The sequence below is a fragment of the Streptomyces sp. sk2.1 genome (assembly GCF_008120935.1).
Taxonomy (GTDB): Bacteria; Actinomycetota; Actinomycetes; order Streptomycetales; family Streptomycetaceae; genus Streptomyces.
The window spans coordinates 33,672-45,531 of the sequence record NZ_RDBO01000012.1 but is presented as its reverse complement, the minus strand read 5'-3'; the positions used below and the strand labels follow the sequence as shown (position 1 = coordinate 45,531).

The window sequence follows — 11,860 nt, the reverse complement described above, 5'->3', positions numbered from 1 at the left end:
CCCCGGCCCCCTCGACCCGGTGGGCACGCCCCTGGCCCGGCTGCGCGAGGAGCTGGCCGTCCTGGAGGACCGGACGCGCCGGGCCGAGGCCGCGCACGCCGACTGGGTGCTGCGGTCCACCCCGCCCCCCTTCGCCGGGCCGGAGGAGGACGACACCTGGCAGCGCGAACTGCGGGCCCGGCGCGCCGCGGTGCTGGACGAGCACCGGTCGCGGCCGGACGCCGCGCGGGACGCCGACCCCTCCGCGGCACGCCGGGCGGACGAGGCCCTTCCGCAGCCGCCCGGCGCGGAGGAGCTGCGGCACGAGGACGCCGTACGGATCGGGGCCGAACTGCTCGCCCGGCTCGACGTGGCCGCCACCGCCGAGGACGCCGCACCGGCCACCGCGGCGGTGCGGCACGCGATCGCCGCCGCCGCGACCCGCCCGCTCAAGGCCCGTACCCATCTGCGCGAGGCACGCCGCTTCGTCGCCGACACCAACCGCGCCGTACGGGCCCGCCGGTACGCCGAGGAACGGGCCGCCGCACAGCTCCACTTCCTGGAGACCACCGCCCCGCAGGACGCCGACCCGCTGCCGCCCGCCCCGGCCGAGACCGCGCTGCTGCGCCGGATGCTCGACGAGGGCCGCCGGCTGGAGCCCCACGAGCAACGGCAGGTGGACGACCGGGTGGCGGAACGGCTGGCGGAGCTGGAACGCCGGTACGTCGAGCGGATGCTGCGGATCGCCGTCCTGGGAACGGACCGCTGCGACGACCGTCCCGCCGACTCGTCGCACCCGCGCGAGCGGCTCGTCCGCCTCGACTGGACCCCGCCCGGCTGGGGCGACGAGCACTGGCTGCGGATCGTCCTGGACGGGGAGCGGGCCCGGGTGGCCACCATGCGCCGCGAGCAGCCGGGGGCCGGGGCCCGTGACGCCGCCGCGCTCGCCCTGGACGACGAACGGTGCCGCGGGGCCGGCGGCCACCTGGACCGGCTGCGGGAGATCACCCGACAGCTCGGCGTCGCCCTGGACTTCGTACTGGAGGAGAGCGGCACCGTGCCCGGCACCCGGGGCGAGGACGGCGTTCTCGTGCTCGACGAGGACACCGCCGGCACCGGAAACAGCGGGGACGTCAGGAACAACAGGGATGTCAGGGACGGCAGGGACGGCAGGGACGGCAGGGACGAGACCCGGCCCCGGTACCGCACGGCACCGACCGGCGACCGCTGACGGACGGCGCGAACCCGGTCGGGAACCAGAACGACGAGAACCGGAACGAGAACGAGGATGCGGAGGAACGGCGTGGACATCCACGGCACCGAGGACACCCGGTCACACGGGGACCGCACGCACCGGCCGGGCCACGGACCGCGGCTGGTCAAGGAGCGGGACGACGCGGCGGAGCACGGCCCGGAGCGTCCGGAACGCCCCGAACCCCCGGAACGCACGGTGCCGCTGTTCGTCGAGGAACTGACGAGCACCCTGGGCGTGCACTCCCAGTACGTCCTGCACGGCAACATCCAGGACCTCCACCTGGTGCGCCGCCGGTCCCGGGACGCCCATCACCCGCTGGCCGAGGTCGTCTGGAACGCCCTGCGCAGACTGGGGTACCAGGCCCTGATCCGCTACGACCAGATCCGGGGCTTCCGCGTCGTGCCGGGCCCCGAGCAGCTGATGGTCGAGGAACTGCTGCGCGTCACGCAGCAGTCCGGCGGCCGGGACCGGCACCGCCCGCCGGTCCTCATGGAGATGGAACCGCAGCTCCGCGGCATCGTGACGGGCTGGGCCGAGCACCGGCGCGCCGGTCACGGCAACGGCCGTCCGCTGGAGCCCCTCCGGGTCGTCCTGCTCATCGAGCACGCCGCCCGGCTCACCACCGACGTCACCCGGCTCACCGAGTCCGAGCGCGACTTCTTCGTGTCCTGCCTGGAACTCGCCGAGCAGGCCAGGCCGGTACCGCTGCCGCCGGGCGTGCCGCCGTCGTCCGTGAGCACCGGCGCCGCGCCGCTGTTCAACCCGGTCATCTGGCTCGCCGAGGGCGAACGCGACCTGCCGAACTGGCTGGTCTCCGGCAGCGAACGCATCCGCACCATCGCGGTGCCCGACCCGGACGCCGACGAACGCCGGCGGATGGCCGCGCTCCTGCGCCACGAGCACACCGGGCCGGGCGGGGACCGGTGGGGGCCCTCGGACGACGACGGGCCGCGCACCGGCGACGGGGCGACGGGCAAGGACCCGGTGGACGCCTTCGCACGGGCCAGTGTCGGGCTGCCGCTGCGGGCCATGCGGCAGTCCCTCGACCTGGCCCTCGCCCGGGGCATCCCGTTCGACGCCATGCCCGACGCGGTGCGGATGTACCGGCTGGGCGTGGAGAAGAACCCGTGGCGGCGCGACGAGATCCGGCAGCGGATCATCGAGGGCGAGCGCACCGTGCCGGAGCGGGTGCTCGGTCAGGAGGCCGCCGTCTCCATGACGCTGGACATCCTCAAGCGGGCCGCGATGGGGCTCTCGGGCGCCCAGGCCACCAGCCCCGGGCACCGGCCGCGCGGCGTGCTGTTCTTCGCGGGCCCCACCGGCACGGGCAAGACCGAGCTGGCCAAGGCCGTCGCCTCGGTGCTGTTCGACAGCGACCAGGCGTATCTGCGCTTCGACATGAGCGAGTTCTCCTCCTCGCACTCGGCGGACCGCCTGGTGGGCGCCCCGCCCGGATACGTGGGGTACGAGGCGGGCGGGGAGCTGACGACGGCGGTGCGCGCCAACCCGTTCCGGGTGATCCTGTTCGACGAGATCGAGAAGGCCGACAAGGGGGTCCTCGACAAGTTCCTCCAGGTGCTGGAGGACGGCAGGCTCACCGACGGGCAGGGCGTCACCACGTACTTCAGCGAGTGCGTGCTGATCTTCACCTCCAACCTGGGGGTGCAGCGCACCGATCCGCAGACCGAGGAACGGGAGTGGATCGTCCGCCCGGGGACCCCGTACCGGGAACTGGCCCGGACCGTGCGGCTGAACGTGAAGCGCCACTTCGAGCACGTCATCGGCCGGCCCGAGCTGATGAACCGGCTCGGCGGCAACGTGGTGGTCTTCGACTTCATCTCCGGCGAGGTGGCCGAACGGATCATGCGGCTCCAGATCGACAACATCCGGCGCCAGTTGCTGGCCGAGCACGACATCTCGCTCGAACTCTCCCCGCACGCCCGGGACCAGCTGACCGAGTACTGCACGCACGACCAGTGGAACGGCGGCCGGGGCATCGGCATGGCGTTGGAGACCCATCTGATCAACCCGCTGGCCCGGGTCCTGTTCGCCGACCCGGCGATCGGCGCGGGCTGGACCGTCTCGGTGCGGGAGATCCACGAGCGCGCCGACGGCCTGGTGGAGATCCGTACCGACGCGTCGCCCGCCTTCGTGCCGGGGCAGCGATGACCACGCCGCTCCGGGACGACGGGGGCGGGGAAGACCCGGACCGCCGGGACGGCTCCGACGGGTGGGACGACGACTGGGTGACCGTCCCGGAGGAGGAGGTGCGCGGGCCGGTCCTGTCACCGCCCCCGGACACCGCCGGTTCCGGCGCGCGCTGCCCCGGCTGCACGGCCCTCCTGCCGTCCGGGACCTCGCGCTGTCCGCGCTGCCTGGCCCCGGTCGGGGACGGCGGCGGGAACGGGGGCAGGGACGGCGGTGCGGTGCCGGCCGGTGCCCCGGTGGTGCTGCACTTCGACACCCTGGCCCTGTCCCTGCCCGTGCGCCCCGGGGAACCGCTGCGCCTGGGCCGGGACGCGGGCTGGGCCCCCGCCTCGGCCGGTGCGCTGGAGGACCTGTCCACCGTGTCCCGTCGGCACGCCAGTGTGACCGTCGATCCCGACGGCACGGTCTGGGTCGCCGAGGAGACCGACGGCACCCTGAACGGCACCTGGGTGAACGACGGTCACCTCCTGCCCGGCGAGCGGCACCGGCTGCGGGACGGGGACCGCGTCCGGCTGGGCCTCCGGGTCGGCTGCACCGTCCGCATCGCGGGGGACGGACCCTGCTGACCCCGGACCGGGCACGGTGCCGGAACGGGGTCTCAGGACATCAGGGGCAACAGGACGTCAGGGCGGCCACGGCGACGAGACGACGGCCCGGAGCGGGTTGAGCAGCCGGTTCGCCTCGGCCACGCCCTCGGGGGAGTCGAGCCGCAGCCCGCGCCCCGGATCGGCGGCCAGCGGGTCCTGCCCGCAGCGGTCGCCGAAGAGCTGCAGCGCGCCCCTGGGCCGGCACCGCTTCGACTCCCAGACCAGCCCGTGCACCCCGGCGGCGTGCTCGCGCATCAGCCGCACCCAGTAACGGGTCTTCGGGTAGTCGGCGGCCTCGGCGTCGACCAGCCAGGAGTCCTGCCAGACGGCGGCCAGGCCCTCGGCCGTCGTCAGCTCGACGAGCGACAGCTCACGGGTGGTGCGCAGCACCGAGAGCGTGTACCGGGACGCCTGCGCCCACGGGACCAGCCGCACCGCCGTGCGGTCCGCGAAGTCGACCGAGCGCAGCAGGACTTCGCAGAGGGCGGTGACCGGGTCGAGCGCGGCGTAGAGGAAGGGGTAGGGGTCCTGTTCCGTGGCGTCGAAACGGTTGCCGCCGAAGTACGGGTGGGCGGTGTTGGGGTTGAACGACCCGGGGCCGAATTCGTGCTCGTGGCAGCGCCAGAGCTCGGTCCCCTCGGGCAGGACGCGCAGCAGGGGCCGCATGGTGACGCCGGTGGGCGGTACCCGGTCCATCAGCAACCCCCCACCAGTTCGAGGGCGGCCCGCGCGAGGTCCTCGTCGGGGACGGTGCCGATGAGTTCGGCCGGGACGCCCGCCAGCCGGCCGTTGCCGCCGAGCCACCAGTCCGCGGCGCCCCAGGGGTCCTTGTCGGCCATCAGGATGTGGTTGACGCGGCGCACCACCGGCCGGGTCTCGGTCGTGCCGGGGACGAACTGGAAGCGGGGGTAACGGTCCCCGGCCCCGGGGTGGCTCAGCCTGATGAGACCGGCGGACGCGGGGTCGTCCGCGGCCGCCGGGGCGAGTTCCGCCGGGTCCAGGGCCGGGGTCCGCCACAGCCGTTCATGGGCGGCCCGGAGCAGTTCCCCGGGATCGGGCGGGGGGTCGGCGAACACGTCGAGGAGTTCGCCGAGCAGGGCCCGGTCGACGGTCGGGGCGGCCGGGGCGGGCGCGTAGCGGACCGTGCCGCTCAGCTCCCGGGCCACCGGGTGGTCGGAGGGCAGGGCCCGCAGTTGCGCCCGCAGGGTGCGCAGGGCCCGTTCGACGGACTTGCGGTCACCGGCCCCCGCGAGGTCGCGCAGACCGTCGCGCAGCCGTGCGCGCCGGTCCCCGTCGAGGGCGGCGAGGGTCATCGGCCAGTGGGTGTGGAGCAGGGCGAGGAACGCGTCCGGGGTCATTTCCGGGTTTCTCCTTCCGCTGGAACGGGCGCGACGGGAACGGGCGCGACGGGAACGGGCGCGACGGGAACGGGCGCGACGGGAGCGGGTGTCCTTCCGCCGGGGGCGCCGGACCGGCGGGACGGTCCGGGATTGCCCTGGTGGATGAAGGCGGCCCAGGCGAACGGCACCGACAGGTCCAGTTCGGCGGCGGCACGGCCGAGTTCGGGCGTCAGCCCGCGTACGGCGGCCCGGCGGCCGGGCGGCGCCAGCATCCAGCGCTGGGCGGCCCGCAACGCGTCCGGCGGTGCCAGTCCGGCGTCGAGCCGGTCGTGGAAGACGGTCATCAGGACCGAGGAGGCCACGTCCGGGACGGTCCAGCGGGAGCCCACCACATCGGCGGCCAGCCGGTGCGCCAGGGCCGTGGTCAGCGTCAGCGCCTCGTCGTGGTCGCGGGCGCTGAGGTCCGTCTCGCAGGCGCTGAGCACGACCAGCGGTCCGCCGGCGCCCTCCGCGCGGTCGAACGGCGTGTCCAGCAACGCGGTGACCGTGAGCCGGCCCGCCTCCGGTTCGGCGTCCTCCGGCCAGCCGAGCTCCAGCGCGGAGGCCGTGGGGTCGGGCCCCGCCATCCCGTGGCAGGCCAGGTGGACGAGGGCGACGCGCCCGGCGCCGTCCCGGCCGGGGCCCGCCCCCAGCAGCGCCAGCACCTCGTCGGGGGTTCCCTCGGGCGGTGCCGGTACCGGTTCGCGGGTCATCAGGCTTCCGTACAGGGCTGCGTCCGGGTAGTAGGTGTCGGCCAGGGCCAGCACCTCGTCCTCGGCCCCGTCCAGGTCCCAGCCCGGTACGCACACCAGCGCCTGCCCCAGGGCGGTCGGCAGCCGGTCCCGGCCGGACGACCGGGCGAACTCCCGGCCGGACGCGGCGTACGAGAGGACGGCCACCTCGCACGCCCGGACCGTGGCGGGCCGACCGTCCGGCACCGTTTCCTGTGCCGATTCCGGTGCCGATACCGACCCCGGTGACGGGGGCACCGTGAGCAGGGCGGCCTGCCAGGGCACCACACCGAGGTTCCCGCAGGCGATCAGGGTCAGCCTGACCGGCTCCGGCGGGGCCCCGGCCGTCGGGGTCCCGCCCGCCAGGCCGGACTCCGCGAGTGCCCTTTCCCACAGCCCGAGTTCGTCCAGGACGGGCCCCATCACGGCCTCGCCCGCCCAGGCGCACAGTTCGTCCAGCGCGACCTCCCAGCGCTGCTGCCCCCGCCGGGCGGTGGCGTGCCGGGCGGCGGCGTCCAGATAGCCGTCGAGCGGGAGCCGGCCCCCGGCCGACAGACCGGGCAGCGGCAGTGTCCACGGCTCGCGCCCCGGTGCCAGGAGTACGGCGGAGCCGTCCGCGTCCCCCTGTCCCGGCAGCAGGTACACCAGCGCGTCGATCCCCGCCCGCCCCGCGGCGGCGACCAGCTCGGACGCGTCGGGAATCCGCCCGGGGGCGTCCTCCCCGCCGGCGGGGCGCAGCAGTTCCAGGGCCCGGCGGCGCAGGGCGCTCGGCAGTTCCGGGGTGCCGAACGCCTCGCCGAGCACGACCTCGGCCAGCTCCGACCGGCTGCCTCCCGCACCGGGACCGGCGCTTCCCCGGGCGGCCTCCCGGCGCCACTGGTCGGCCAGTTCGTGCTCGCCGCGCTCCGCCAGCCGGTCGGCGACCGTGGCGGAGGCCGCGGCCGCGCCGAGGACCAGGGCCCGGCCCTCCTCCAGGCAGGCCACCGCGTCCGCGGGCCGCCCTGCGCGCACCGCCCACCCGGCGGCGGTCAGCGCACGGCTGGCGCCGGTCCTGGCGACCTGGAGGCCGTGCTGGACGCCCTGCTGGAGCAGTACGTCGTCGGCGATGGTGCGCAGCGACCGCCGGGCGCACTCGACCGCCCTGACCAGGTCGTTCCCCACGTGCCCGGCCCGCCGCCCGTACGCGTCGGCCAGCTGCCAGCCCACGGCGGCGGCCGACCCCCCGCTCGCCTCCTCCAGTTCCTCCCCGGTGCACTCCAGCTCGGTGATCATCTCGTCCAGGACGGCCGGGTCGCCGGTCATGCCGTACACCGCGTCGAGGGCCAGCCCGATCGCGCTCCGTGCCCGCGCCCCCTGATCGGCCATGACGGGCACGCCCTCCAGGGTCGCCCGGGTGCGCCGGATGCCTTCCCGGATGCGTTCGACGGAGGGTTCGAGGAAGGAGCTGAGGGTCAGCAACGGCGCCCAGCTCATGTCGAGCATCGGCTGCGCCAGCAGCGGTACGCCCGGGCGCGTCAGCGCCTGTTCCTGGTAGTGCACCGCGCTGCGCAGCGAGTCGACGCTGCCGGTGAGCGAGGCGAGGGAGAGGTGAACCACGCCCAGCTCGTAGAGCGGGAGGAACGACCACTCGCTGTCGTCGCAGGTGTCCAGGACGTCGAGCAGGTCTCCCACCAGGGCTTCGAGCGTCTCCGCGTCCTCGGCCCCGACCGCCCTCATGTGGACCCGAAGACACTGATTGATCATCAATGTCTCTGCCAGACCCGGAAGTTCGGGCGGAGCGTCGGCCCATAGCCCCTCGCCGGGGACCAGGAGCTCCTCCAGCAGTGCCTGCGCCTCCGCCAGGTCCTGGAGGCTCCCGCCGACCGTCATGGCGCCGACCAGGACACCGGGCAGCACGCCCCGCACCATCCAGGCCATCTTGTCGTCGTCCGGGCCCGCGGCCGTCGCGGCCTCGCGGATCAGCCGCAGCGCCTTCTGGAACTCCTCCGGGCGACCGGTGCGCATTCCGAGCCCCATCGCGCCGAATGCGGACAGGAACTGGTCACCGGGGCTCGCCCCCTGCCCGGAGTCGCCCATCCTGGTCAGCAGCTCGGCGAGTTCGGCCGGTGCGAGCACGCCCGGCCGGTTCATCTCGGCGAGCAGGGCCACGGTGTCGCGCAGGTTGCCGTCCTCGTCCGGTGCCGCCAGGGCGGAGACGGCCGAGGCCAGTTCCGGCAGGGCGGGCACGGCCGAGGCCAGTTCCGGCAGGGCCGGCGACGGACCGCCGGACACGGCCGGCGCGGTGTCCGGCGCGCCCGGCCCCTCGCCCCCATCGGCCGGTGTCGCGTCCGTCGCGGCCGGTTCCCCGTCCCGTTCCTCAGCCGGTTCCCCGGCCGGCCTCTGCGCCTGGAGTTTCACCAGGGGCAGCAGTGTCTGCACGACGGAGCCCAGCGGGCCGGAGGGCATCAGCGGGCCGAGGTCGCCGGAGAGCATGCTCTCGCACATGGCCATCAGGCCCTGGACGTCGCCCCCGTTCAGCGCCGCGGCGTACTCGCTCATCATCGAGAGGCCCTGGAGCGCGCCGGGCGGAATCCCCCCACCCTGCTCGCCGATCTCCTCCGCCAGTTGCCGGATCTCGGGAAGGGCCTCGATGACGCCGGCGCCGCCGAGGGCGGCGGGCTTGCCCACCTGCATCAGCAGCGAGAACCCGTCGAGGCCGATCGTACTGTCGAAGTGGCCCGGAGGGGTGCGCACCGCGGGCCCCAGCAGCAGGACGGTGAGTTCGCGCGCGGCCCCCAGCCGGTCGTCCGGCGCGAGGAGGCCGGACGCACGGGCCGCGCGGAGCAGGCGAATCGCCTCGTGCCGGTCGGCCTCCTCCCCGTCGGCCGCCCACCGCGAACCGGTCAGCGCCCCGAGCCGGGCCGTCGCCTCCTGCCTCAGCGGATCGTCCGGCAGGTCCCGTTCGAACTCCACGATCAGGGAACCGAGTTCGGACATCAGCGCGTCACGTTCCGCCCCCTGCGGGCCGGTCGGTTCGGCGTACCCGGCGGGCAACGACCGCGCCCCCTCCGACCGCCGGACCGCGTCGGCCACCCGCTCCCGCAGATCGGCGTCGCGGCTGTCGCCGGTTTCGTCGATGTCGTTCAACGCCCCTCCCTCCACCGCCCGTCCGGACGGTCACGGTGCCCCCGAGTCGGCACGAGGCCCTGTTGCGGACATGATGCCCAGGCCCGTCGGCCGTCAGGGCCGTTTCGCGGCAGCCGCCGGAATACGTCCCACAATCGACCGGAAACCGGACAACACCCCTTTGGCCAGCGGCAATTCAGGAACCGGTCGGCGCCGGGACACCGCCGCACCACCTGCGGCGCACCGCTCCGGGGCCGCCGGGCCGGAACACGGCCCGGCCCTCTGGCAGCATCGAAAACCGGACGTCCGCCACCGACATCCACCACCGCCGTCCGCCACCGACGCCCACCGACATCCGCCGCACCCGCCCACGGGAGACGCCTCATGCCCGAGCCCGCCCCGTACGGGCGGGCGTCCACCCCCCCTCCTCCCCCTCCTCTCCCTCCGCGTCGGCGGAGGAACTGGCCGCCCAGGGCGCCGCGATGAAGGCGGCGCGGAAGGCGAAGAACGCCACCCCGTTCAAGCTGTTCCTGCGCAGGATCGCGAACATCTTCGTCCCGCTGATCCCGGCGCTCATCGGCTGCGGCATCATCGCCGGGCTCAACGGCCTGCTGGTGAACCTGGGTTGGCTGACCTCCGTCACCCCCGCCCTGGCCGCGATGGCGTCCGGCTTCATGGCGCTGATCGCCGTGTTCGTCGGCTTCAACACGGCGAAGGAGTTCGGCGGGACACCGATCCTGGGCGGTGCGGTCGCCGCGATCATCGTGTTCCCGGGCGTCGCCAACATCGAGGCGTTCGGCCAGAAGCTCTCCCCCGGCCAGGGCGGCGTGCTCGGCGCGCTCGGCGCGGCGGTGCTCGCGGTGTACGTGGAGAAGTGGTGCCGCCGCTGGGTTCCCGAGGCGCTGGACGTCCTGGTCACCCCCACGCTCACGGTCCTGGTCTCCGGCCTGGTGACGATCTTCGGCCTGATGTACGTGGCCGGCGAGATCTCCACCGCCATCGGCACGTTCGCCGACTGGCTGCTCTCCAACGGCGGCGCGGGCGCGGGCTTCGTGCTCGGCGGACTCTTCCTGCCCCTGGTGATGCTGGGCCTGCACCAGGCGCTCATCCCGATCCACACCACCCTGATCGAGCAGCAGGGCTACACCGTGCTGCTCCCGATCCTCGCCATGGCGGGCGCCGGCCAGGTCGGCGCGGCGGTCGCGGTCTACTTCCGCCTCCCCCGCAACGAATCGATCCGCCGCACCATCAAGTCCGCCCTGCCCGCAGGTCTGCTGGGCGTGGGCGAGCCCCTGATCTACGGCGTCAGCCTTCCGCTCGGCCGCCCGTTCGTCACGGCGTGCGTGGGCGGGGCGTTCGGCGGCGGCTTCATCGGGCTGTTCAACCAGCTCGGCGACAAGGTCGGCTCCACCGCCATCGGCCCGTCCGGCTGGGCCCTGTTCCCCCTCCTCGACGGCAACCACGGCCTCGGCACCACGATCGCGATCTACGCGGGCGGCCTGTTGGTCGGCTACCTCACCGGGTTCCTCGCCACGTACTTCTTCGGCTTCGGCAAGGACCTGCTGGCGGAGTTCAACGTCTCCCGGGAACCGGCCGCCTCCCCCGTCACGGCGACCGGCACCCCCGCGTCCCCGACCACCGACCCCGACACCCCGACGAAGGAACCGGCCGGGGTCTGACCTCCGGCACACGGACACACACATGGATGAGGGGTGGTACCCGGCCGGGTACCACCCCTCATCCACGCACGCACCCGCCCACCCCTTCAGACCGGGAACTCCTCCGTGGGGATCGTCGTGCCGAACGGCTCCGGCAGCGTGAGCGGCTTCCCGAACGGCACCGGGTCGGAGCGCTTGTACGTCCCGTCCTCGTTCGGCTCGTCGATCCGTCCTTCGTCGATCTCCGCGCGCCACCCCTCGGGCACGTCCAGTTCACGCCATGTCTGCAACAGGTAGCCCCACAAGCAGCCTTCAGCGGCCGGGGTGTTCTCGACCAGCGCCGTCATGGCAACCTCCCCTCCCTGTTGACCTCCCTCACGCGGGCCCGCAGCACTTCCCCCAACGGCGCCGCGCGCACCGACTCCGGTGGGCAGTCCCACTCGGGCCCGCCGCCCGACGCCCGCAACTGCACGTACGGGCCGACGCGCCCCATCACCCGCCCCACCCTGCCGTCCCGGATGTCCACCGCGAACGAGCCCAGCTCCGGCGCATCCTCCTCGAACCGCTCACCGCTCATGACCGACCGGTTCCTGCGCCTCCAGCACCGCGCTCAGCCGCAGCGCCGTATCGAGATTGCATCGCCCGAGATCCACCAACGGCGCCTCCGGCTCGGTCCCCGCGCAGGTCACCGGATCGATCCGCAACGAGGGCAAGGTGATCCCGACCCCCGAGAAACTCTCCTTCAGCCGCGCCACCGCGTCCTCCGCCGCCCGCACTCTGCTCTCCGTCGCCTTGCGGCGTTCGATCATCACCATGATCCACTCCTTTCCACTCTGAGTAATGGGAATGCATACCCAGCGTGTCCAACGCGATGAAAGCCCGGAAGAGGCGCAGTCCCGGCAACCGCACATGTGTCACAGGGAGTTGTCATGCCGGGCCCAAAACTCGATCCCGCCTC

General features: G+C 74.1%; 8 protein-coding genes and 2 pseudogenes. 4 read left to right on the top strand and 6 right to left on the bottom strand.

All coding sequences use genetic code 11. The annotated features are described in order from the left end of the window. The 3 genes and pseudogenes from EAO76_RS01985 to EAO76_RS01975 all read left to right on the top strand — a co-directional run. Nucleotides 1-1,210, top strand: a pseudogene (locus tag EAO76_RS01985) (hypothetical protein); the annotation flags it as partial. Between the two features lie 57 nt (nt 1,211-1,267). Beyond that, entirely contained in the window at nt 1,268-3,403 is a 2,136-nt protein-coding gene (locus EAO76_RS01980; protein WP_148832660.1) for an AAA family ATPase, read from the top strand. After that, nucleotides 3,400-4,008 carry an FHA domain-containing protein gene (locus tag EAO76_RS01975; protein ID WP_148832658.1) on the top strand — a complete coding sequence of 203 codons (609 nt, stop codon included), beginning with the start codon at nt 3,400-3,402 and terminating at the stop codon, nt 4,006-4,008. Before EAO76_RS01980 ends, EAO76_RS01975 begins: the two co-directional genes overlap by 4 nt. 57 nt (nt 4,009-4,065) lie before the next feature. Here the strand turns inward: EAO76_RS01975 and EAO76_RS01970 are convergent, their stop codons facing one another. From EAO76_RS01970 to EAO76_RS01960, 3 genes are read right to left on the bottom strand one after another with little or no spacing between them, the layout of a single operon-like run. Further along, nucleotides 4,066-4,725: an RES family NAD+ phosphorylase gene (locus EAO76_RS01970; RefSeq protein ID WP_262375231.1), complete on the bottom strand. Its 660-nt coding sequence runs from the start codon at nt 4,723-4,725 to the stop codon at nt 4,066-4,068. Next, on the bottom strand, nt 4,725-5,387 hold the full coding sequence (locus tag EAO76_RS01965) for a hypothetical protein (RefSeq protein WP_148832656.1): 663 nt from the start codon (nt 5,385-5,387) through the stop codon (nt 4,725-4,727). Before EAO76_RS01965 ends, EAO76_RS01970 begins: the two co-directional genes overlap by 1 nt. Next, on the bottom strand, nt 5,384-9,265 hold the full coding sequence (locus EAO76_RS01960; protein ID WP_148832654.1) for a CHAT domain-containing protein: 3,882 nt from the start codon (nt 9,263-9,265) through the stop codon (nt 5,384-5,386). The genes EAO76_RS01965 and EAO76_RS01960 overlap by 4 nt, the downstream gene beginning before the upstream one ends. Nucleotides 9,266-9,693: 428 nt before the next feature. Between EAO76_RS01960 and EAO76_RS01955 the strand changes: the two are divergent. Then, nucleotides 9,694-10,923 (top strand): annotated as a pseudogene (locus EAO76_RS01955) (PTS transporter subunit EIIC); the annotation flags it as partial. A gap of 86 nt (nt 10,924-11,009) precedes the next feature. On the opposite strand, the gene EAO76_RS01950 reads toward EAO76_RS01955, so the two are convergent. The 3 genes from EAO76_RS01950 to EAO76_RS01940 are packed head-to-tail and all read right to left on the bottom strand — an operon-like array spanning nt 11,010 to nt 11,717. After that, complete coding sequence (locus EAO76_RS01950) at nt 11,010-11,249, bottom strand: hypothetical protein (RefSeq protein WP_148832653.1); 240 nt, start codon at nt 11,247-11,249, stop codon at nt 11,010-11,012. After that, nucleotides 11,246-11,479, bottom strand: coding sequence for a hypothetical protein (locus tag EAO76_RS01945; RefSeq protein ID WP_148832651.1), 234 nt, complete (start codon nt 11,477-11,479; stop codon nt 11,246-11,248). Before EAO76_RS01945 ends, EAO76_RS01950 begins: the two co-directional genes overlap by 4 nt. Further along, complete coding sequence (locus EAO76_RS01940; RefSeq protein WP_148832649.1) at nt 11,469-11,717, bottom strand: hypothetical protein; 249 nt, start codon at nt 11,715-11,717, stop codon at nt 11,469-11,471. Before EAO76_RS01940 ends, EAO76_RS01945 begins: the two co-directional genes overlap by 11 nt. Nucleotides 11,718-11,860: the final 143 nt, after the last annotated feature.